Here is a 23181-nt window from a genome sequence, read left to right as displayed (position 1 = left end):
GTCTATGAATTTACACCATCGTTTTAATCCAAGGCTGGCTAAAGTCGAAGTCTCACAGATCCGCATGTTCGATCAGCAAATCTCAAGTATTCCGGGCATCATCAAATTGACATTAGGTGAGCCAGACTTTTCAACACCTGAAGCAGTGAAAGAAGCTGGTATCACAGCCATCAAAGAAAACTATTCTCATTATACCGGGATGAGAGGTTTACCAGAATTATGTGAGGCAGCTTGTTTCTTCCAAAAAGAACGTTATGGTCTTTCCTATGATCCGCAAACGGAAGTACTGACAACGATCGGTGCCACAGAAGCAATCGCGACAGCTTTACTAGCGGTCTTAGAAGAAGGAGATAAGGTATTGATCCCGGCACCTGCGTATCCCGGCTATCAACCAATCGTTGATCTAGCAGGCGCCGAATTGATCACGATCGATACATCAGACACTGGCTTTATTTGTCAGCCAGAACAACTAGAAGAGGCATTTGCCACATACGGAGACGAAATTAAAGCAGTGATTTTGAATTATCCAAGTAATCCAACTGGAACATTATTATCTGCGGAGCAAATGAGCAAGCTTGCAGAAGTTTTAAGCCAACATCCAGTCTTTGTCATCAGTGACGAAGTTTACGCGGAGTTGAATTACGTGGGGGATCATGTATCGATGGCTACGTACTTACCTGAACAAACGATCGTCGTGAATGGACTCTCTAAATCCCATGCTATGACTGGTTGGCGCATTGGATTTCTCTTTGCTCAAAAACCAGTGATCGATGAATTGATCAAAGTCCATCAATATTTAGTGACTTCTGCCACAACGATTTCGCAAAAAGCGGCGGTCGAAGCACTGACAAAAAGCATGGATGAAGGAGAAAAAATGAAAGCCCGCTACATTGAACGCCGAGATTATCTATTGCCGCACCTGACGGAATTAGGCTTTCAAATCTCTCAACCGGATGGTGCATTTTATTTGTTCTGTCGTTTACCAGAAGCGATCCAGATGAATTCGTGGGATTTTTGTTTAGCACTCGCAGAACAAGGTAAGGTTGCCTGTATCCCTGGCTCCGCTTTTGGACCAGAAGGCGAAGGATTTATCCGAATCTCTTATGCAAGTGGGATGGACGATCTAAAAGAAGCGTGTAAACGTATCGGCACATTTTTAGCACAATTAAAGCAATAAGATTAAAATAACGAATAAAATTTTTAGGCAAACCTTTTCATTTGCATTATTATTCGTAGAATGATATCGTGAAATTGTTTAGAATGATTCTAAACAATTGTTATGAGGAGGGTTTTGTCAATGGAAAAAACGAAAGTCATTATTGTCGGTGCATCACATGGAGGGCATCAATCCATTTTAGAATTACTATCTAGATACGGAGAAAATGTGGATATCACCTTGTTTGAAGCAGGCGACTATGTTTCATTTATGTCATGTGGCATGGAATTATATTTAGAGGATCAAGTCACTAGTGTGAATGATGTCCGTAATTTCAGACCGGAAAACTTTCCACAACCAAATGTGGCGATATTAAATAACCACGAAGTCAACACAATCAATGCCGATAAAAAAACAGTGACAGTTACACGTAAAGAAGATGGACATACAGAAGAGTATGCTTATGATAAATTGATTTTGAGTTCAGGTGTGAAACCAAACTCATTACCTATTCCAGGAACAGACTTAGAAAATGTATATTTGATGCGTGGCTATAATTGGGCAACGAAAATCAAAGAACGCATGACAGACCCAGCAGTGAAAAAAGTAGCCGTTATCGGTTCAGGTTACATCGGAATCGAAGCAGCAGAAGTTTTCTTGAATGCAGGAAAAGAAGTAACGTTATTAGATATGATCGATCGTCCTTTAGGTACTTACTTAGATAAGGAAATGACAGATATCTTAGAAGCGCACTTAAAAGAAAAAGGCATGAAGATCGAAACTGGCGTGACTATCAAAGCCTTCACAGGTGAGGGGAAAGTCGCAGCCATCGAAACAGAGAGTGGTACAATCGAAACGGATTTGATCATCCAAGCAGCCGGTGTCAAACCGAATACCGAATGGTTGAAAGGCATCGTTGATTTAGATGAACGTGGCTGGATCATGACAGATGAATATCTACAAACCAACTTACCTGATGTATACGCAGTAGGAGATGCAACCCTTGCTTACTCGATCCCAGCAGGCAAAAAAGTGCCAATCGCATTAGCAACAGTTGCCCGTCGAGAAGCACGCTATGTGGTCCAACATTTATTTGAACAAACACCAAGCAAACCATTTGGTGGCTTAATCGGCTCATCTGCGTTACGTGTGTTTGACTATCATTTTGCTGCAAGCGGCTTGAACAGTTTCACAGCTGATCGTGCTGGCGTAGCCATCAAAACAGCCTTCTACGAAGATACGATCCGTCCCAAATTCGTCCCAGAAGAATTTGGTAATGCGAAAGCAGCTGTGCAATTAGCGTACGATCCATTTACCCATCAATTGCTAGGCGGTGCGGTATTATCAACGAAGGACATCACTGCACAAGGCAATGTCTTGGCATTAGCGATCCAACAAAAATTAACGATCGAAGACTTGGCAGAAGCAGACTTCTTCTTCCAACCAGAACACGACCGTCAATGGAGCCTACTAAACTTAGCCGCACAACAAGCACTAGGTGAAGAGCCATTTGTGGAATAAAAACTAAATTTAAGTAATAGTAAATACGGAATAACAGGTAGATGGAAACATTCAGCCTGTTGTTTCGTTTTTTTATTTGTTTAACGATTTTTTTAAATGGCAAATAAAATAAGGGCAATTATGATGTAAAAACAGCTTTTTAGGAATGAAATAAATTTTTTTGATATTTTTTGATATGATTAAAGTGGAAGTTATTTTAATTTGTTAAAGTAATATTTTAGCGCTTTACGTATATATATTTGTAGAGAGGGATCGGTTACTATTTATACATAGAATGGAGAGTTGAAAGATGACCTACGTTCGAATATTCAAAATAATCCAACTGGGTTTATTAGCACTAAGCATCTATTTTGCGGCAATGAAAAATACGATCTATACCACACTGATTATGCTATCACTATTTATTGAATATGTTCAATACGACCAACCTAAAACTCCTTACAAATCGGGAAAAAAGGCAATCTATCTACCGAATCAAATATCTAAAACGGAAGTGATGTTTGCGCTGATTCCCACGATTTTAGTTCTTATGATTTGCTCCATTTTAGAATTAGAATTGTATCATTTTTAGTAACAGGAATCATTTGAACCACGTCTATTTATTAGTAATAAAAATGAATACATAAAAGTACCGATCGTTTGAGAATTTTAGAGAAGGTGAAAAGAGTGAACCAAATAATTGTTCTCACCTCCTATCTAGTGATGACGATTCTATTGATTGTCATGTGGAGGTATAAAAATAATAGAAAATAGTTAGAAAACAGGACAGAAAATCTACAAATAGAAGAATAGAACGGAGAGATAAAAATGCCCTACGCTAGGATACTAAAAGGGACTAGTTTGATTTTATTAGCTTCAAGCATCTATTTTGCGGCACAGCAAAATACTATTTACTTCACACTGATTTTGTTATCGATACTCATTGAGTCTGCCCAACCTAATCGACCAAAAATCCCCTATCAATCGAAACGAAAAGCAATCTATCTACCGAATCAAACGTATGGAACGGAAGTGAAGGTTGAATTTGTTTTGACGGTTGTAGTTTCTATTATTTGTTTTGTTTTGGCGTTATGACAAGACATGAATGTAGATGAACGTCATAAATCAAATGTAAATCAAATGTAAATCAAACGTAAATAAAACTGAATAAACTCTTTCGTAAAGAAGCATCAATCACCGAAAAAACTTCACATTTTCGGTGATTGATGCTTCTTACACTTATTTCTCAATCCCCCTTCTTCACCCGTATCGCATACGAATCTAGCAAGATCCGCGCAATCACAGAAAGTGGCAGGCGAGAGCGGACTTCATATTCAGGGAAGAAGGAGATTTCGGATTTGAAGCCGATCAAGGATAATTCTGCTAAGCGGTTCAAGCGACTTTCCCGTGAGGCGGTGATCAGGATCGAACTGATTTCTTCGCGGTAGCAATTCTCCGCTGCTGCTACGAGTTCGTCTGTTTCACCGTTTAAGGAAATAAAGAGAACGACATCTTTTTTGTGCAGTTTGCGACTAACGGTTTTGATGATATTTGGATCGGTATGAAGGACACAATATTTATCGAGTAGTTGGAATTTTGTTTGTATTTCTTCCCCAATCATTTCTGAAAATCCTCTGGCAAAGATAATGATTCTTTGTGAGCTCCAGATTTTTTGAATCGCATCTTCGATTACTCCTGTATCCAATAGATTGATGGTACGTACGACTTCTTGCTCGTTTTTTAGAATGGAGGTTTTTATTTCTTCATCTACTTTATCGACCATAGCAAAATTGATGGTGGTATTCTTCTTTTCTTTTAAATGATGCTTAAAAGAAGTATAGCCTTCGTACCCTTTTTTCTTCATGGTACGAACAATGGTCGTGGTGGATACGTTGGCTCGTTCGCTTAGTTTGATAATTGATAGATTTGGGATTTCTTGGATGTGATTCATCATATACGCCCATAAAAAATATTCTGCCTCGCTTAATTTAGGTTCCATTTACTCCTCCCCTTTTCTTTGTAGCTTCTTTTTATTCTACCACGGATGTAAACCCTTACTTGGATGAGTTTTATTTTGTAAATATTTACCTAAAATTTCGCTTATTTAGAAAACATGTACATCCAAAAACAGGTCATACTGTAGATAAAGTGAGGAGGGATACAGGTGGCTAACGTATATACATGTACGATGAATCTAGCGATTGATCTGTTTATTGAAGTGGCACAACTCAAACCGAATATCGTGAACCGCTCAATCGATGAGGACATCCAAGCAAATGGGAAAGGGGTCAATGTTTCATTGATTTTAAATAAACTCGGGATACCAAATACTGCGTTGGGCTTTAGCGGAGGATTTACTGGGGCTTATATTGAGGAATGTTTGGCGAAGGAAGGAATCGATGCTCATTTTGTTTCTATACCCGGAATGACGCGCATCAACGTATTTACACAAGTGAATGAGGAATCAAGTGAATACAAGTTGGTCAATCGTGGACCAGAAATCGACCAGTTAGCGATGGAAGAATTGCTTGCGAAAATCGAGCAATTGTCAGCGGGGGATTATCTTTGTGTTTCGGGGAGCTTGCCCAGAGGGGTACCAGAAGAAATCTTAGTAATGATCAGTAAAATTTGTCATGAGAATCACGTGCGTTTGATTTTAGATACGAGCGCTAAGATTGTCACCCAATGTTTAAAGTATCAGCCATTTTTGCTAAAACCAAATGAGCAGGAATTGGCAGAATGGTTTGAGGAAGAAATCGCAGAAACGCAATACGTGAACTATTGTCAGAAGTTGTTAGTCGCAGGCGCTCAAAATGTGTTGTTGTCATTAGGTGAAGCTGGTGGCATCTATGTAAACAAGAATTATTGTTTGACAGGAAATGCCCCACAAGGAAAAGTCGTCAATACTGCCTGTGCCGGCGATACATTATTAGGGACTTTTCTGGCAGGTATGATCAAAGGAGAAGACCCTACCGATTGTTTAAAGGATAGTTTAGCTGCGGGCAGCTCGACTGCGTTTCAAAAAGGATTGACTGATTTTACAGATGTCGCAGCGTTGAAAAAAGCAATCACCATTTATAAGGAGGAATTCAAATAATGGCTAAGTATCGATTAATTGCAGCAACCGGTTGTCCGACAGGTATCGCCCACACGTATATGGCACAAGAAGCACTGGAACAGGCAGCAAAGAAAAAAGGCATTTCAATCAAGGTGGAGACCCATGGTCAAGTAGGGGTAGAAAATCAACTGACGGAACAAGAAATCATTGAAGCAGAAGCAGTGATTATTGCGGCGGATAAAGATGTCCAATCGGAAAGATTTGCTGGGAAAAGGATCATTGATGTTTCTGTTTCGAAAGGGATCAAAGAAGCCGATCAATTGATTGCTGCGGTTTTGAACGGTGAAGGTGTGATTTCTGAAAAAATCGAAAGGGCCGAAGGAGACAAGGAAAAACAACATGTACAACAAAGCGTGGGGCATGAAATCTATAAGAACTTAATGAATGGGGTTTCCCACATGTTGCCTTTTGTTGTCAGTGGTGGGGTCTTGATTGCGATTTCTTTTTTATGGGGCATCTATTCTGCTGATCCAACGAATGCACAATACAATGAATTTGCTGCGAGTTTGAATCGAATCGGTGGTTTTGCGATGAGTATGATGGTGCCAATCCTTTCCGCGTTTATTGCTGAAGGAATTGCAAAACGTCCTGGACTCGTTGTTGGTTTTGTCGGTGGATTGATTGCCTCAGATGGTGGCACAGGTTTTTTAGGTGGGATTATCTCAGGTTTCTTGGCAGGTTATGTGGTGTTGGGGCTAATGAGAGTATTGAAAATTTTACCTAAAACACTGGATGGTTTAAAAGCGATATTCTTGTATCCTGTCCTAGGAGTGTTAACTACTGGTTTGATCATGACGGTCATTTCAGAACCGATGGCTAGTATCAATGAGGGAATGATGGATTTTCTAGCAGGTTTTGAAAACTCAAGTCCCTTAGTGTTAGGGGTGATCGTCGGTTGTATGTGTGCATTCGATATGGGTGGTCCGATCAATAAAGCAGCCTATGTTACTGGGACTGCTCTGTTAGCACAAGGAAATACTAGCTTTATGGCGGGCGTTTCTGCAGCCTGTATTGCTCCGCCGTTGATTACAGGCTTTGCTGTCTTGCTTTTTGGGAAATACTTCGAGCCAAACGAAAAGAATGCTGGTCTAGTGAATTTCATTTTAGGTTCAACACATATTACGGAAGGGGCGATTCCTTTTGCAGCAAAAGATCCGCTTCGTGTCTTGCCGATCATGATGCTTGGTTCGTCGATCGCCGCTGTATTGACCTATTTCTTTCGCGTACAAGTACCGGCACCCCATGGCGGATTTCTCGTTTTACCAGTAGTGACGCATGGCTTACTGTGGGTGCTTGCGATTCTTGCTGGTTCTGTTGTCGGCGGAGTATTACTAGGCTTGGTTCAAAAAAGAAAGTCACTGAGTGTGTGAAAGGGAGAGGATTCATTTGATGGGAAATTTATTTGTTTATACCAATGTGACGGCGAATACTCGTGAAGCGGTATTTGAGTTTCTTTCAACAAAAATCGTCGAGGTAGGAAAAGCGACCAATGAACAGGCGGTCAAAATCGGCTTGAAACAACGAGAGGCAGAAGGCACGACTGGTATGATGGATGGCTTTGCGATCCCTCATGCGAAAAGTGAAAGTATAGAAGAACCAACGATCATGATCTTGAAATTAACGAATACAGTGGCCTGGGATAGTTTAGACGGTCAACCGATCAAGTATGTGATTGCGTTGTTTATTCCAGCCAAAGAAGCAGGAACCAGTCATTTGGCGCTTCTTTCGCAAATGGCACGAATGTTGCTGGATGATAGTTTTAAACAGGCATTTATTGCGGCTCCCAACCAAGAAGAAATTGTTGGTTTGATTGAGTCTAAGTTAGAAGGGATGTTAAGAATATGAGGAAAGTATCTGCGGAAAAATATCAGGCATTGGTAAACATGAGTAATCCAGACGGAATCATTGGGGCTCTAGCAATTGATCAAAGAGGGGCATTGAAAAAAATGATAGCGAGACATCAAGAGGAGGTCAAAGTGGATGATTTGATCCATTTCAAAGAACTCGTGTCCGAAGAATTGACACCTTTTGCTTCTTCGATTCTTTTAGATCCAGAATATGGGTTGCCCGCTGCCGAAAAACGCGTCAAGACAGCTGGACTATTGTTGGCTTATGAGAAAACAGGATATGATACAACGCTACCTGGACGTTTGCCAGATACTTTAGCTTTTTGGTCAGTCAAAAGGCTAAAAGAAGCTGGAGCAGATGGCTGCAAATTCTTGCTTTACTATGATGTCGACGAAAGCGAAGAAGTCAATGAACGGAAACAGGCATATGTAGAAAGAATCGGTTCAGAATGTCTGGCGGAAGATCTTCCTTTCTTTTTAGAATTGCTATCTTATGATGCAACGATCCCAGATACGACCTCCAAAGAATATGCCAAGATCAAACCAAAAAAAGTCATTGAAATGATGGAAATATTCTCAGAGCCGAGGTTCAATGTGGATGTCCTGAAGGTAGAAGTACCTGTCAATATGACTTATGTTGAGGGTTTTGGAGAAGAAATCATTTATTCCAAGCAAGAGGCGTCCGCTTTCTTCATCAAGCAAAGCCAAGCCACTGACTTACCGTTTATTTTTCTGAGTGCAGGTGTCAGTGCCAAAGGATTCCAAGAAACGTTACACTTTGCCAAAAACGCTGGGTCTTCGTTCAATGGTGTTTTATGTGGGCGAGCTACATGGGCAGGTGGCGTGGTACCTTTTGCAGATCAAGGGGGAAAGGCGGCAAAAAAATGGCTAGCTGAACAAGGAAGAAACAACATTGAGGAATTAAATGGCGTCTTGATGAAGACAGCTTCGCCTTGGCAAAATAAGATTTGTCGCTAGTTGGTTAGTCATCTTGAAATAGTAAATAGAAACACTTTGAGCGCCTAGACATGGCAAATGAAGTGTTTCTTTTTTTGTTATTTTTCATTGGAATTTAGCGGAATGGAAGAAAAAGAATCGTTGGATTTGTTCATTATTTTATAAATTTTCTAGTATAACAAGCTTTTTTTAGGCTAAGCTTTATGTTTCTTTTTATGAGGGTTATGCTGTTTTTTTATTTTAAGTGGTATTTTCGAGGTATTTAAAATTTTTTTATATATAGTTAATGTAAACGTTGTTATGTAGAGGTTTTTAAACGATTTTTATGTTGACAGCTAGTTATTATTACTTTACGATTGTCTTGTGGTTATAACCAGTTGGAAGGGGTAAAGAAATGGAAAATTCTCGTAAAGGGAAACCGTTATATTATCAACTAGTTGATGTGCTAAAGAAACGAATTGAGACAGAAATGATCCCCCATGATAAATTGCTGTCTGAGAGGGAATTATGTCTCTACTATGGTGTGAGTCGGACGACGGTTCGATTGGCATTACGGGAATTAGAAACACTTGGCTATATTTATAAAAAACATGGAAAAGGGACGTTTGTCAGTGACTTATCGCATCAAGCAGCGAGTTTAGCAGGTGCTTACAGCTTCACAGAAGAAATGTTGGCATTGGGGCGTACACCGAAAACGGTTATTTTAGCTTTTGAAAAACAAGCTGCGACTAAGCAGTTGGCTGAATGTTTGAATCTCAATTTAGGCGAAGCGATTTTCAAGATCAAACGATTACGTTTGGCGAACGATGTACCTTTAATGGTTGAGCGATCTTATTTACCAGCAAAACTATTTCTTGGTCTTGATTTATCGTTATTGGAAAGTAAGCCTTTATATGATGTCTTTCTGCAGGATTTTGATCAACATGTCCAAGTGGCAGAAGAAGAATTCTATGCGAGTATTGTGTACGCAACAGATGCGGAGTTACTGCACATCTGTGATGGTGCGCCGATCCTACATTTGAAACGGACGACATTCAATATTAAAAACGAGATCATCGAATACACCGATAGTATCGCAAGAGCAGACCAATTCCATTATAAGATCCGTCATGTTCGGAGTAATCTAGGAGGAAAATAACATGTTTGAACTGTCGAAGGATGAATTAGAAAAAATAGGGGCAAGGATCACTACAGAAGAAATCAAACAACAACCAAATCTGTGGGAAGTGGTTGTGGACATCTTAGAAGAGAAGAAAAATGAATTAACTCTTTTCTTTGATGAACTTGAAAAACAAGCAAACAAGCAACAAATCCAAGTCATCTTTACCGGTGCAGGCTCTTCTCAATATGTAGGCGATACGCTTGTTCCTTACTTGAATGAGCATGGAGACACCAAACGATTTGCTTTTCATAGTTTTGGTACGACTGATATTGTTGCTTCGCCAAGAGAGTATTTGTTTCCGGATCAACCCACGTTATTGATTTCGTTTGCTAGAAGTGGCAATAGTCCGGAAAGTCTGGCAGCGGTCAAAATCGCCGATCAAGTGGTGGATACGTTGTTTCATTTAGCGATTACGTGTGCAGAAGATGGACAATTAGCACAAGTTGCACGTGAACAATCGCAACATTTCTTGTTGTTGATGCCACAAAAAGCAAATGATGCTGGCTTTGCCATGACAGGTAGTTTTACATGTATGTTATTGAGTGCCCTTTGGCTGTTTGATCAAACGAACCAAGAAACAAAACAAAAGTATGTTAATTCCTTGATCCGTATCGGCAAAGATGTTCTAAAAAGAGAGCAAGAACTGAGCCAATTTTTAGCAGTACCGTTCAATCGGGTCGCATATCTTGGTTCAGGTAGCTTGGCTGGCGCCACAAGAGAAGCACAGCTGAAAATCTTAGAGTTGACTGCTGGGAAAATCGCGACGATCTTTGATTCTTCGATGGGCTTTCGTCATGGACCAAAATCCTTTGTCAATGAGCAAACCTTAGTGATTGGGTTTGTGACGAACCAAGAGTACACACGCAACTATGATTTAGATATTTTAGAGGAAATCAATGGCAATGCTATTGCTGCAAAGGTGTTAGCCATTGCTCAATCGACGCAAAGAGACTTTTCTGGAGCAAACTTTTTCCTAGAACCAGTCGCGCTAGAATTACCCGATGCCTATCTATCTGTTGTGATGATCCTGACCGCACAAATCATTGCTTTGCAGATGTCGATCCAAGTCGGAAATACGCCTGACACACCTTCACCGACAGGAACGGTGAATCGAGTAGTCAAAGGTGTGACGATCCATGCGTACCAAAATGAATCACAAGGAGGTCAATAAAAACGATGACACCAAATAAGAAAAAAGCGATGGAACGATTAGCAACAAAAGACGGCATCATCAGTGCATTAGCAATCGATCAGCGGGGGGCATTGAAGAAAATGCTGTCGGCTTTAGGAGAAACACCCACAGATGAACAATTGATTGAGTTCAAAGCGTTGGTTTCTCGTGAGTTGACGCCCTATGCTTCAGCTATTTTATTAGATCCTGAATATGGTTTGCCTGCGGCCAAAGTACGTGATCAATCCGCTGGTTTGCTCTTGGCATATGAAAAAACGGGTTATGACGTATCGACTCCTGGACGTTTACCAGATCTATTAGGAGACTGGTCTTCCTTGAGATTAAAAGAAGAACAAGCAGATGCAGTGAAATTTTTACTTTATTATGACGTTGATGAAGATCCAAAAATCAATCATTTGAAACATGTCTTTATTGAACGTCTAGGAAGTGAATGTGCAGGAGAGGATCGCCCGTTTTATTTAGAACTGCTTTCTTATGATGCAAACATAAATGATAACGCTTCATCGGAGTATGCAAAGGTCAAACCGCATAAAGTGATTGAAATGATGAGAGAATTTTCAAAGCCTCGCTACCAAGTAGATGTTTTGAAAGTCGAAGTACCAGTCAATATGAACTTTGTCGAAGGTTTTGGTGACAAGGAAATCGTCTATAGTCAAAAAGAAGCAGCTGACTTTTTCAAGGCACAAAGCGAGGCGACTCACTTGCCATTCATTTTCTTGAGTGCGGGTGTATCTTCTGAATTATTCCAACAAACACTAGTCTTTGCTCATGAGTCAGGTTCCACCTTCAATGGTGTCTTGTGCGGAAGAGCGACTTGGAAAGATGGCGTCAAAGCTTATGTAGATGCTGGGAAAGAAGGAGCCATCAAATGGTTACGGACACAAGGTAGAAAGAATATTGAGAACTTGAATCAAGTAATCAACCAGACAGCAACACCTTGGTATCAAAAAACAGGTGAATAATGTAAGCGTTACCTTTGGTTTAAGAATGATAAATTTAGTGGTAAAGGAGAATGAACAATGGCAATTATTGGTGTAAGAATCGATGGACGTTTGATACATGGACAAGTCGCGAATCTTTGGGTAACGAAGTTGTCGATTACTCGGATACTAGTTGTAGATGATGAGGTTGCAATGAATACAGTAGAAAAAAGTGGCTTGAAATTAGCCACACCAGCAGGAGTAAAGTTAAGTGTCTTACCGATTGAAAAAGCTGCAGAGAATATTCTCGCTGGGAAATATGACTCCCAAGGCTTACTGATCGTCGCCAAAAAACCTGATCGATTATTGAAACTTGTTGAACGAGGCGTGCCGATCAAGGAAGTCAATGTAGGGAATATGTCTCAGACAAATGAAACCAGATCAATCACCAAATCGATCAATGTGGTGGAAAAGGATATGGAGGATTTCAAACAGTTACATGCGCGTGGGGTCCATTTGACCGCACAAATGGTACCAAGTGATAAATCAGAAGATTTTATGAGTCTTTTGAATAAATAAGGGGGTTAAGTAGATGTCCATTCAATGGTGGCAAATCTTATTATTATCTTTATATGCAGGTTATCAGATTTTAGATGAACTACAAATTTATTCCTCAATGAGTGCCCCCGTTTTTGCCGGTTTGTTCACCGGATTAGTCATGGGGGATTTACAAGCTGGATTGATCATCGGTGGTAGTATGCAATTGACCGTTCTAGGTGTTGGAACATTTGGCGGTGCTTCAAGGATCGATGCAAACTCCGGAACGATACTAGCAACTGCTTTTTCCATCTCATTAGGGATGAATCCAGAACAGGCAATTGCGGCTATTGCAGTTCCTGTCGCTAGTTTAATGATCCAATTGGATATTTTAGCTCGATTTGCGAATACGTACTTCGCTCATCGTATCGACCAACATGTCGAAACAATGAATTATCAAGCAATTGAACGCAATTATTTATTAGGTGCTCTTCCTTGGTCCTTGTCACGTTTGATCCCTGTCTTTTTAGCCTTAGCATTTGGTGGCGGATTAGTCGAAAACGTCGTCGCTGTACTAAATGGCGAGTTGAAATGGTTAGGCGATGGCTTATCTGTCGCAGGAGCCGTTTTACCAGCTGTTGGTTTTGCTATTTTACTACGCTATTTACCGGTCAAGAAACATTTTCCCTATCTGATTTTAGGTTTTACGATCACTGCCTTATTAGCAACGTTGTTCTCAAATGTCCAGTTGCTTGGCACGAGTGTCGCAAGTGTCGTCAAAGATTTGCCGGCAACCTTCAATTCATTACCGATGTTGGCAGTAGCAATGATCGGTTTCTCTTTAGCAGCGATCAGCTATAAAAACAATCAACGAACAGAAAACCAGCAAGTAGCAAGTCCCCATACAACCTCTGAGGAAGGAGAAATCGAAGATGACGAAATCTAATTACAAGTTAACGAAAGAAGACTTTACACAAATCAACCGCCGAAGCTTGTTGACCTTCCAATTAGGCTGGAATTATGAGCGGATGCAAGGTTCAGGTTATCTCTATACGATCCTGCCACAATTGCGAAAAATCTACGGAGATGATACGCCGGAATTAAAAGAAATAATGAAGACTCATACACAATTTTTTAATACCTCTAACTTTTTCAACACGATCATTACTGGGATCGATTTAGCAATTGAAGAAAAAGAGGGCATTGCTGCAAAAGAAACCATTTCCGGGATGAAAGCTGGATTGATGGGGCCTTTCGCCGCGATTGGCGATTCCATTTTCGCCGCATTGATCCCGACCATTTTTGGGGCATTAGCCGCAAATATGGCAATTAATGGGAACCCCGCGGGGATTTTTATCTGGATAGTAGCACAAATCGCAGTCATGGTCTTTCGTTGGAAACAATTGCAATTTGCTTATAAGGAAGGAATTTCTTTAGTGACCACGATGCAATCACGGTTAACAGCCCTCACAGATGCCGCCACTTTGTTAGGGGTGTTTATGGTCGGGGCATTAGTTGCTACAATGGTGAATGTACAAGTTTCCTGGGCGCCGAGCATTGGTGATGTGACGATGAACATGCAAAATAATATTGATATGATCCTGCCTAAATTATTACCAGCCGCGATCGTTGGTGGTGTCTATTGGTTATTAGGCAAAAAGAATATGACATCCACAAGAGCAATTTTTATCGTCTTGATCATCTGTGTCGTTTTATCCGCTTTAGGTGTGATTTCAAAATAGGAGAGTGGTGAAAATGAGCAAACAGTTAGTTCTTGTCAGTCACGGAGGACTTTGTGAAGGACTAAAGGCAAGTACCGAAATGATCATGGGACCGCAAGCTCATATTCATACTGTGGCTTTATTGCCAGAAGAAGGAACAGAGGACTTCAAAGAAAAATTTCTTGCGGTCGTTTCTTCGTTGGAAGACTATGTCGTTTTTTGTGATTTGATGGGTGGGACACCTGCAAATAGTATTGCTCAATTGATCATGGAAGGCGAAGCAATCGAATTATATGCAGGCATGAATATGCCAATGGTCATCGAATTTATCAATAGTCAAATGGTTGGATCGGCGCCGGAATATGTTCGCTCTGGTGCAGAAAATATTCTGAATGTGAACCAAGTGATTGCTGCATTGGCTGAAGATGACGAATAAATCAATATTTGACAACGTTTACAAAAAATAGTATCTTTTTAGTTAGGATAGTGATTATTCAGTTAAGCTAGACCTGATCAACGGCCTTTTTAGGTGGTAGATTGGGTCTTTTTTTATACCCAACGGCAGAATAACTGCGGTAAGGCTATCATATCAAACTGAAAAGGGGCAATGACTGATGAGTTTTCCGAAGAATTTTTTATGGGGTGGTGCAACAGCGGCGAATCAATGTGAAGGAGCATGGGATGTCAATGGCAAAGGAGATTCGATCAGCGATCACAATCGGGCAGGCAATCGTGAGATGGGGGAACGGCGCACATTTGATTTGGTGATTGATGAAACCAAGTATTACTATCCGAGCCACACAGCGATTGATTTTTATCATCGCTACAAAGAAGATATCGCATTATTTGCGGAAATGGGATTTAAAGCCTATCGTTTATCGATTGCGTGGACACGGATTTTTCCTAATGGGGATGAGGCACAGCCAAATGAAGAAGGCTTGAAATTCTATGATGCAGTGTTTGATGAGCTACATAAATATGGGATCGAACCGATCGTGACGATCTCACATTTTGAGTTACCGTTTCATTTGGGAAAAACGTATGACGGATTTTTAGACACACGAACGATCGAGTATTACGAACGTTACGCAACGACACTTTTTGAACGCTACAAAAGCAAAGTGAAATACTGGTTGACCTTCAATGAAATCAATTTTGGTGTCTTAGAGCATGGCAAACAAATCAATGGATTATTCAATCGAACGTATACGGAAACAGAAAAATATCAAGCCTTACACAATGTCTTCCTTGCTTCTGCTCGCGCGGTGATTGCTGGACATAACATCAATCCGGATTTTCAGATCGGCTGTATGTTGGCGTATATCACGATGTATCCCAAAACATGTCATCCATTAGATGTGTTGAAGACGCAACAAATGAATGACCGGTTAAATTATTTCTGTGGCGATGTCCAAGTCAAAGGAGCCTATCCTTATTACATGAAAAGCTACTTTGAAAAAGAACAAATCGAAGTGGACATCACAGAAGAGGATTTGGCACTCCTGAAGGAAGGCGTTGTCGATTACTATACGTTCAGTTATTACATGAGTACGTGTATAGCACATGATCTAAATACTCGGTCAGATAAAAGTGGCGGCAATTTATTTGGTGGGGTTGCCAATGAGTATCTTGAAACAAGCGAGTGGGGTTGGCAAGTTGATGCGGTCGGACTGCGATATACCTTGAATCAAATCTATTCGCGCTATGAAATCCCAGTGATGGTCGTAGAAAACGGACTTGGTGCGGTCGATAAAGTAGAATCCGATGGCTCGATCCATGATGATTACCGAATCGATTATCTCGCCCAACATATCCAAGAAATGGGGAAAGCAATCGATGATGGCGTGGACTTGATCGGGTATACTTCATGGGGCTGTATTGATTTGATCAGTGCAGGAACTGGTGAAATGAGTAAACGATACGGCTTTATCTATGTCGATCGAGATGACGAGGGCAACGGAACATTGGCCCGCTCGCCTAAAAAATCATTTTACTGGTATCAAAAAGTGATTGCGACAAATGGTGAAAGCGTAGAAATGAAATAATTCGGTAGAAAATAGCCCACCTCCAATCGACTGGATGTGGGCTATTTAGTGAGTGATTTTGCAGGTTATGAGTCTAAAACCAACGATTATGATCGATTTGATCTAGACGAAGTCAACTCATGCTATAGTAAAAAAGTTGCTTCTGACAGATAGTGGGGGTTGGGGAGCAGAGGTAACGGAATAGGACGCTCTTTTAACCAAATAATTAAAAAATATCCTAAGAAAAAGAGAAAGGGTGTTATTGTTAGACGATAACCGCTAGGATAGAAGGAGAGAAATAGTGAGAAAAATCAAAAATATCCAAATCATTCGATTGATCAAAATCATCCAGTTCGGTCTTTATTTTATGTCATTGTTTTTGTTTGCAAAATCCAGATATAAAGTGGCACTGTTGCCTTTATCAGGTGGGATGATATTAGAAGTACAACTCCCTAGAAATTTTGGTTGGGGATTTGTAAAAAATAAGAAAAATGTCTTTCTTTCTTCGAAAAAAACATGGGTCGAACCAATGATTGCTTTGATTGTTTTAATATTTTTGGTTGGTTTCGCATGTTATTTCCTGTAAAGATTCGAACAAATCGAGGAGGAGCAGAAACGATGGATCATATTTTTGTGAAAAGCGAGTTTGCACCGCTAAAACGGGTCGTTTTAGCACAGTCTGAATTTGGCTTTCCTACGAAAGAATTAACCGGTGTCGATTTCTTGACAGAAGAAAACCATGAATTATTTAGTGGGCCTGAAGTGATAGGCAAAGACTTTAGTGAAGCTTTCCCAGAACAACAAAAAGCTTGGGAAGTCGAACGAAAGAATTTACAAAAAGTACTAGAAAAACATGAGGTAGAAGTCCTTTTACCAAGAAAATTGACCTCTTTTGAAAAAGAACTAGGACTAGAGTATGGCTACAGTAACTTTTTCACCCGAGATCCCTTTTTTACGATCGGGGATCTATTGATTGAAGGCTCATTGAAGCTCCCACACCGCAGAAATGAGATTCTACCGATTCGTGAGCTACTAATGAATGAATCGAATGAGAATGACTGCTTGTATTTTTCTATTCCTAAGCCGGATATTTCGCAAGGTATCGATTCAGAACAAGGGCCTTTCTTAGAAGGTGGAGATGTTTTAGTATTAGGAAAAACGATTTTTGCAGGTAACTCAGGGTTAGCATCCAATACTCGTGGTATTGAATGGTTAAGAAATCTAGTCAAGCGATTTGGCTACAAAGTGATCGAAGTGCCACTTCATCCGACGATCCTACATTTAGACTGCGCATTAAGCCTTGTCAAAGATGGATTGATGATCGTGTGTGAAGAAGCGTTCCTAAGTGGTATCCCAGAACAATTAAGCCATTGGGATCGGGTAGATGTGTCTTTAGCACAAGCCTCTCGCTTGGCAACGAATGGCTTGCCGATCAATGAAACAACGTACATCACAGATCCAGAATTTATGTTTATTGGAGAAGAATTAGAGAAACGAGGAATCACCGTCGAGTATGTTGACTATCAACTGACAAGGATCTTTGGTGGTTCTTTCAGATGCAGTACGCAACCGCTTCTGAGGAACTAAGTGGAAAAAATCCTAAAATATGGAAAAAGGAAGGTCATTGCAGAAATGGTAAAAATCACAAATTTTCGCGATATCGGTGGCATCAAAAATAGAAATGGCAAAGAAGTTTTAACAAATGTTTTCTTGCGTTCAGGTGAATTATCTAGTTTGACAGAAGAAGATGCTAAACATTTAGAAACCTCCTATCGTTTAAGTAAAATCGTTGATTTACGTGGCGAAGATGAAATCCAAGCTCGACCAGATAAACCTGTTCCACAAACGAAGTATATTCATATCGACATCATGAAAGATGTGGCAGAAGAAGGCGCTGGGCTGGAAGATTTTGTGAAAATCGGCTCACCTGAAAAAGCCACGAACTATATGACAAAAATATATGAAGATATTGCCTTGAATCCCACTTCACAGAAAGGATATGCTCGTTTCTTCCAAGAAGTACTTACTTTGGATCAAGAGGAAAGTCTGTTATTTCACTGTTTTGCTGGGAAAGATCGAACGGGAATCGCAGCTTTGCTAATATTAGAGTCATTAGACGTTCCTCGTAAGGCAATCTATGTCGATTATTTACGCACGAATGAACTACGTAAAAAAGAAAATGCATTGATTTTGGCGCAAGCTAAAAAAGTCCACTTGAACGAGGGGAATCTAGCTGCTTTAAATGTTGCATTGAATGTGGACAGTAGTTACTTGGACCGTTTTTATCAAGTGATAGAAAAGGAATACGGGTCGATCCAAACTTATTTGAAACAAGCATTGGCTATCGATCAACTAAGTTTACAGGCAATGAATCATCAATTTCTTAAAGGGTGAGTTTTACTCTTTCTCATTCCTGTAAAAGTGAATATATTGCTTTTTCTATGAAAATTTGTAAGTGGCTATTCATATTTAATCAACTCTATAGAGATATTTACTGATCTAAGAAATTAGGTCAGTTTTTTTAATAATCAATAAAAGAATAGGAAAATAATTCGATTGATTAATGAATACAATACATAAGGGTAAAATTTTTTTGTTGTGGGGTAGCCCCTCTCATTTTTTTAATAATCAAAGTAACTATCAGATTGGATCTATATTGTAGCAACGAGGGTAAAACTTCCTTTTTTTTGCCAAATCATATTGCTTGAAAATGAGGTTGAGACAGGAGTGTTTAGACTTGAGAAATAAGGCGACAACCACAAAAATTGGCAGAGCAATTTTCATGGTGGTCACCTTATTTTCAATGATTGTACTTCTGTTTTTGCTGTTAATTCAGTTTTAGGAGATACGGGAGAGGCATCATTCTATTTATTCTAAAATGACTGGATATCTATTTCAATATTTGCTTCAGTAATTTTAAAGTTCGCTCATTATATGGCGGAAATAAGCCGGGGACATTGAATTTCGATCGATTTTCATATACTCCTTTTTGATGAGAGAAAGTCAAAAAACTATACTTGCCATGATAACCGCCTATACCAGATTCTCCAACTCCGCCGAAAGGCAAATGGTGGTTCGCGACATGTTTGAGTACATCATTGACGGTGACATTCCCTGATGAAATGGCCGACATGATTTTCTCTTTATTCCTAGTAGAGGTTGTAAAAAGATACAATGCTAATGGTTTTTCATAGTATTTGATTTGAGTGATTGCATCAGTGATCGTATCGAACGACAAGATTGGTAAAATCGGACCAAAAATCTCTTCTTGCATACTTGCCGCTTCATGGGAAGGAAGGTCTAGTAAAGTCGGTTCAATGAACAAGTCTGCCCGATTGGTTTCACCACCCGCGGCGATGAATGATTGATCTACTTTCAACAAATTGTGTAGTCGCATAAAATGCCGGTCATTGATGATCCTGCCGTAATCTGTATTTTTTCTGACATCAGAACCATAAAATTCTTTCATGGCAATCATCATTTCTTTGATTAATGCCTCTTTTCGTTTACGAGACACTAAAACATAATCTGGTGCAATACATGTTTGTCCGTTGTTCTGCAATTTTCCCCAAATGATCCGCTTGGCTGCTAATTTTAGATTCGCAGTATCATCGACGACCACGGGACTTTTGCCACCTAATTCTAAAGTGACGGGTGTTAAATTCTTTGCGGCAGCTTGCATTACGATTTTTCCGACAGGTACGCTGCCAGTAAAGAAGATATAATCGAATCTTTGTGCGAGTAATTCAGTCGTTACGTCCACACCACCTTCGACCGAGGCAATGTACTCTTTGGGAAAAATTGAACGGATCAGCTTTGCCAGAACGTTGGATACATTGGGTGCTAATTCACTTGGTTTCAAAATTACCGTATTCCCCGCAGCAATCGCCCCAATCAGTGGTTCGATAGCTAAATGAAAAGGATAATTGAAAGGTGCGATGATCAAGACTTGTCCATAAGGTTCATAATCAAGATAACTTTTTCCCCACATATAGATCGGTGTATGAACGGTTTGACGTTTCGCGTATTTTTTTAATTTTTTGATCATCATAGAAATGCTTTGATAGACGACCCCGATTTCAGTTACGTATGCTTCATGTGCTGGTTTTCGCAAATCTTTGAACAAGGCTTGTGTCAATTCAATCTCGCTCTCTTTCATTTCTTGTTTCAGTTTTGCTAATTGTGCCAAGCGAAAATCAATTGATTTTGTTTGTCCTGTTTCAAAAAATTGTTGTTGCTCTTGTAAAAGTTGGTTGATCATCCGTTTTCTCCTTTTAATCGATTTATATGTTCGAACTTATGAACCTGTTTATTTAAAAAGAAAAGCCGTAGCCTGGTTATATTTTTTCCAATAGTTGCATAAATCCTTTGAAGTTACGTTGGATGTAGGCAACATCCAAAGAATAGATCCACTCTTTGCCACGTTTTTCGACAGACACAATCCCTGCTTGTAAATGTAACTTTAAATGATGAGAAATAGCTGGGCGAGAAATCGACATTTCTTCTGTGATTTCTGTCACGCTTAAGCCGCCTTTTTCTACTAGTAAACTGACGATTTCTTGACGATTTTCTTCTTGTAATGTTGCAAACAGCGGCGTGGAATCCCGTAATAACGCTAAAAATGTTTCTCGCATAATGACCTCAATTGTTAAAGTGAGAGTAACATCATAAGTTGAAACCTGTCAACCGGTGTTTCTGTCATAAAAAGGTACCATAAGTGTGTTATTTTTAGTTTATTTACTTATTTATTATTAGTATTTTTTCACTTTTTTTGTTATACATGTTTACAATCTATTTTTTTTAAGAATAGATATAAAAAACAAATGAGGTGCTTAGATGCGAGAATTACAATTAAAGTTTATCACGAACACGATTACGGAAAGGTGGATGCGTATCCTAAATGTCATCGAACAACAAAATATGTTTACAATTGTTGGTCTTTCGCAGCAACTTGTGATATCTAAACGGACGATCCTAAAAGACGTTAGCGAATTGAAAAAATACTTTGAAGATACTGCAATTTTTGAGTCAAATACATCTGGTTATTTTTTTAAAGAAACAAATCGCCAACTGTATCACGAAAAGAAAGAAGCTTTATTAGAATCTGAAATTTGGTTTGAGATCGTTAGCGATATATTTTTCGGAGAACTAGTATCGATTGAAGAATTAGCGGATCGTTATAGCTATTCAGAAAGTACAATGCTACGTGCAGTATCTCAAATCAATGAGGCGTTAGAAGAATATCAGCTTTCACTTAGTTTGAAACCAGTAGATCTTGTTGGAGAAGAAGGAAATATCCGCAAGTTCTTTTTTGATTTCTTTTACGAAGGGGAGCCTACTCCTTATACGGTCTATCCCCCAGAAAGTATCCACCAGATGTTTTTAGATAATCTAGGTGAACGTCTTGGTAAGTATGAATTTGGGACAGGGATCATGGTCAATGCTTTTTATTATTGTGTATACATTTCAATGGTCAGAAATCAGCAAGGACACATCATTATACTTCCACAAAGCATCAAGGGTATAAAAATTTCAGATACAGAAGATTTTGTCTTGCTTTCTGAAATTGTTCCTCTTATCGAAGAAAACTATGGAATTACTCTACACCCTGACGAATTGATCTGGCTTTTCTTTGTTACCGTAAGTCAACGAACCATTGATAGCGTGTCACATGAGGTAACTTTTTTCGAGCAGTATAATCAATGGCCTGAAATTACTGCAGTTGTCGAGTCCTATTTTGAAGTATTTCATATCGATGTGGCAAATGACTCTGTCTTACCAATTTTCCTAAAAGCATTTTTTCTAGGTAGAAAAATCAATAATGAAATCTGTCCTATTTTGAATAAGCTACTAAGTGAGGAAAATAGAACCATCCAAGAACTATACGCCATACCCTATGAAAAAAACAAGCAATTTATCCTTAGAAATCAAAAATCACTGGCTTTTTCAGAAGCCTATTTGGATGATGTCGTAGCGAGTTTAACAATGTACACAGAGATTCTATTTTCTTATTATGGTCCGAAAAAAACAGTATTGTTTCTTTTAGAAGGGAATCACTTGATGGTTCAACTGATCAAAGTCCAAGCAATCCAACTTCTTTCAAAGCAACACAACGTTCTATTTATTCGGTTACAAGAACTCACAGAGGAACGTTTGAATGTTGAACATGTTGACTTGATCGTGACCAATTATCGACCATACTTATTAGACTATCAATTAAAAAAAGATTACCTGTTGATTAATCGCGTACCGGATAAAAACGATTGGCTTAATATTTTAACAAGCATGAACCCTCTAATTGATAAAATGCTTTTAGCATGACATAGCGAATAAATAGCACTCAATTGAGGAAGGACTTAAGGAAAGCAGTTTCTATTGGTTCTTTCTCGATTGTTTGTTTTGTAATAAGAAAGATAAAGAGAATATAACTACAAGATTGTAATGATTACAATCAGGTTCACTAGTTAGTGCAAATCCTGAATTTCTTCTTTGTTTGTATTACGTTAACCTTGTATGTACAGGCAGAGGAAACAACAAAATATTCTCTTACTGGTCAGAAACAAGTGTAGGGGGAGGGATATGAAATTCAAAAAAAGATACATACTAAGTGTAAGTATGTTACTGATTCAAATGTATACACCACTAGTTGTTCATGGGACAGAAGTACGTTCGGTGGAAACTGAAGGGACGATTGGTTTTACTGGCGTCTATGAAACACCGGGAACGCCAGAGCCAGCACCCGAAGTTGAAGTAAAACCAACCTTTCCCAAAGAAATCGCTCAAGCACCATCAGAAGTGACAAAGAGCGAGCATAAAAGATTACCGCAAACGAACGAGAGTCAGATGAATACTTGGAAAATATTGGGTATTCTGATCATCGTCGTTACTCTTAGTTTTTGGAAACACAAAATGAAAAAAACAATAAAAGAAAGTAGGATTTAAATACATGAAATTCGTTAGATTAGCTACCATTGCAGCGTTAACATCCACCATTTTTGCCGGAGGCATCACAGCTTTCGCAGACGACACAACTGAAGAAACATCAAA

At 39.4% G+C, this 23181-nt stretch carries 24 protein-coding genes; 21 read left to right on the top strand and 3 right to left on the bottom strand.

The features are described from left to right. Window positions 1-4 precede the first annotated feature (4 nt). The 4 genes from P3R27_RS12395 to P3R27_RS12380 all read left to right on the top strand — a co-directional run bounded on the left by P3R27_RS12395 (window position 5) and on the right by P3R27_RS12380 (window position 3751). The gene (locus tag P3R27_RS12395) at window positions 5-1177 is read left to right on the top strand and encodes a pyridoxal phosphate-dependent aminotransferase (RefSeq protein ID WP_034689996.1); all 1173 of its coding nucleotides are present in this window, start codon (window positions 5-7) and stop codon (window positions 1175-1177) included. A 120-nt stretch (window positions 1178-1297) separates the two neighbouring features. Further along, a complete protein-coding gene (locus P3R27_RS12390) occupies window positions 1298-2677 on the top strand; it encodes an FAD-dependent oxidoreductase (protein WP_034689994.1) in 1380 nt (459 codons plus the stop codon). 289 nt (window positions 2678-2966) lie between these two features. After that, a complete protein-coding gene (locus P3R27_RS12385) occupies window positions 2967-3248 on the top strand; it encodes a hypothetical protein (protein WP_034689992.1) in 282 nt (93 codons plus the stop codon). A gap of 236 nt (window positions 3249-3484) precedes the next feature. Further along, a complete protein-coding gene (locus P3R27_RS12380) occupies window positions 3485-3751 on the top strand; it encodes a hypothetical protein (protein WP_034689990.1) in 267 nt (88 codons plus the stop codon). A 151-nt stretch (window positions 3752-3902) separates the two neighbouring features. On the opposite strand, the gene P3R27_RS12375 is transcribed toward P3R27_RS12380, so the two are convergent. Then, window positions 3903-4655, bottom strand: a complete 753-nt coding sequence (locus P3R27_RS12375; RefSeq protein ID WP_034689988.1) for a MurR/RpiR family transcriptional regulator — start codon at window positions 4653-4655, stop codon at window positions 3903-3905. Between the two features lie 165 nt (window positions 4656-4820). Here P3R27_RS12375 and pfkB point away from each other — a divergent pair, with 165 nt between their 5' ends. From pfkB to P3R27_RS12300, 15 genes are all read left to right on the top strand, one after another. Further along, window positions 4821-5753, top strand: a complete 933-nt coding sequence (gene pfkB / locus P3R27_RS12370; RefSeq protein WP_034689986.1) for a 1-phosphofructokinase — start codon at window positions 4821-4823, stop codon at window positions 5751-5753. Further along, entirely contained in the window at window positions 5753-7144 is a 1392-nt protein-coding gene (locus tag P3R27_RS12365) for a PTS fructose transporter subunit IIC (protein WP_034689985.1), read from the top strand. The genes pfkB and P3R27_RS12365 overlap by 1 nt, the downstream gene beginning before the upstream one ends. A gap of 19 nt (window positions 7145-7163) precedes the next feature. Next, on the top strand, window positions 7164-7619 hold the full coding sequence (locus tag P3R27_RS12360; RefSeq protein ID WP_034689984.1) for a fructose PTS transporter subunit IIA: 456 nt from the start codon (window positions 7164-7166) through the stop codon (window positions 7617-7619). After that, a complete protein-coding gene (gene lacD, locus P3R27_RS12355; RefSeq protein WP_034689981.1) occupies window positions 7616-8599 on the top strand; it encodes a tagatose-bisphosphate aldolase in 984 nt (327 codons plus the stop codon). The genes P3R27_RS12360 and lacD (P3R27_RS12355) overlap by 4 nt, the downstream gene beginning before the upstream one ends. A gap of 373 nt (window positions 8600-8972) precedes the next feature. Next, window positions 8973-9716, top strand: coding sequence for a GntR family transcriptional regulator (locus tag P3R27_RS12350; RefSeq protein WP_034689980.1), 744 nt, complete (start codon window positions 8973-8975; stop codon window positions 9714-9716). A gap of 1 nt (window position 9717) precedes the next feature. Then, window positions 9718-10911 carry an SIS domain-containing protein gene (locus tag P3R27_RS12345; RefSeq protein WP_126133891.1) on the top strand — a complete coding sequence of 398 codons (1194 nt, stop codon included), beginning with the start codon at window positions 9718-9720 and terminating at the stop codon, window positions 10909-10911. 5 nt (window positions 10912-10916) lie between these two features. Further along, window positions 10917-11894, top strand: a complete 978-nt coding sequence (gene lacD / locus P3R27_RS12340; protein ID WP_034689977.1) for a tagatose-bisphosphate aldolase — start codon at window positions 10917-10919, stop codon at window positions 11892-11894. Between the two features lie 57 nt (window positions 11895-11951). Continuing rightward, the gene (locus tag P3R27_RS12335; RefSeq protein WP_301356797.1) at window positions 11952-12431 is read left to right on the top strand and encodes a PTS sugar transporter subunit IIB; all 480 of its coding nucleotides are present in this window, start codon (window positions 11952-11954) and stop codon (window positions 12429-12431) included. Window positions 12432-12444: 13 nt separating this feature from the next. Next, window positions 12445-13335, top strand: a complete 891-nt coding sequence (locus P3R27_RS12330; RefSeq protein ID WP_034689975.1) for a PTS mannose/fructose/sorbose/N-acetylgalactosamine transporter subunit IIC — start codon at window positions 12445-12447, stop codon at window positions 13333-13335. Further along, window positions 13322-14131: a PTS system mannose/fructose/sorbose family transporter subunit IID gene (locus P3R27_RS12325; protein ID WP_034689973.1), complete on the top strand. Its 810-nt coding sequence runs from the start codon at window positions 13322-13324 to the stop codon at window positions 14129-14131. Before P3R27_RS12330 ends, P3R27_RS12325 begins: the two co-directional genes overlap by 14 nt. Window positions 14132-14144: 13 nt before the next feature. Next, complete coding sequence (locus P3R27_RS12320) at window positions 14145-14546, top strand: PTS sugar transporter subunit IIA (protein ID WP_034689972.1); 402 nt, start codon at window positions 14145-14147, stop codon at window positions 14544-14546. A gap of 178 nt (window positions 14547-14724) precedes the next feature. Continuing rightward, window positions 14725-16155 carry a glycoside hydrolase family 1 protein gene (locus P3R27_RS12315; protein ID WP_034689971.1) on the top strand — a complete coding sequence of 477 codons (1431 nt, stop codon included), beginning with the start codon at window positions 14725-14727 and terminating at the stop codon, window positions 16153-16155. A gap of 280 nt (window positions 16156-16435) precedes the next feature. Beyond that, entirely contained in the window at window positions 16436-16720 is a 285-nt protein-coding gene (locus P3R27_RS12310; protein WP_034689970.1) for a hypothetical protein, read from the top strand. A 32-nt stretch (window positions 16721-16752) separates the two neighbouring features. After that, window positions 16753-17721 carry a dimethylarginine dimethylaminohydrolase family protein gene (locus P3R27_RS12305; RefSeq protein WP_034689969.1) on the top strand — a complete coding sequence of 323 codons (969 nt, stop codon included), beginning with the start codon at window positions 16753-16755 and terminating at the stop codon, window positions 17719-17721. Then, the gene (locus P3R27_RS12300) at window positions 17722-18528 is read left to right on the top strand and encodes a tyrosine-protein phosphatase (protein ID WP_034689968.1); all 807 of its coding nucleotides are present in this window, start codon (window positions 17722-17724) and stop codon (window positions 18526-18528) included. It abuts the gene before it with no gap. Between the two features lie 496 nt (window positions 18529-19024). On the opposite strand, the gene P3R27_RS12295 is transcribed toward P3R27_RS12300, so the two are convergent. Both P3R27_RS12295 and P3R27_RS12290 read right to left on the bottom strand, forming a co-directional pair. After that, a complete protein-coding gene (locus P3R27_RS12295) occupies window positions 19025-20395 on the bottom strand; it encodes an aldehyde dehydrogenase family protein (RefSeq protein ID WP_126133892.1) in 1371 nt (456 codons plus the stop codon). 76 nt (window positions 20396-20471) lie between these two features. Next, window positions 20472-20768, bottom strand: coding sequence for an ArsR/SmtB family transcription factor (locus tag P3R27_RS12290; RefSeq protein WP_034689967.1), 297 nt, complete (start codon window positions 20766-20768; stop codon window positions 20472-20474). 202 nt (window positions 20769-20970) lie between these two features. Here P3R27_RS12290 and P3R27_RS12285 point away from each other — a divergent pair, with 202 nt between their 5' ends. After that, entirely contained in the window at window positions 20971-22455 is a 1485-nt protein-coding gene (locus P3R27_RS12285) for an AcpB/EbpR/MafR family transcriptional regulator (protein ID WP_034689965.1), read from the top strand. A 258-nt stretch (window positions 22456-22713) separates the two neighbouring features. After that, window positions 22714-23076, top strand: a complete 363-nt coding sequence (locus tag P3R27_RS12280) for an EF2685/EF0750 family sortase-dependent surface protein (protein WP_126133893.1) — start codon at window positions 22714-22716, stop codon at window positions 23074-23076. Window positions 23077-23181 lie beyond the last annotated feature (105 nt).

The sequence above is a fragment of the Enterococcus spodopteracolus genome, assembly GCF_030441955.1.
Lineage (GTDB): Bacteria > Bacillota > Bacilli > Lactobacillales > Enterococcaceae > Enterococcus_B > Enterococcus_B spodopteracolus.
This window is presented reverse-complemented; position numbering and strand designations above follow the sequence as displayed.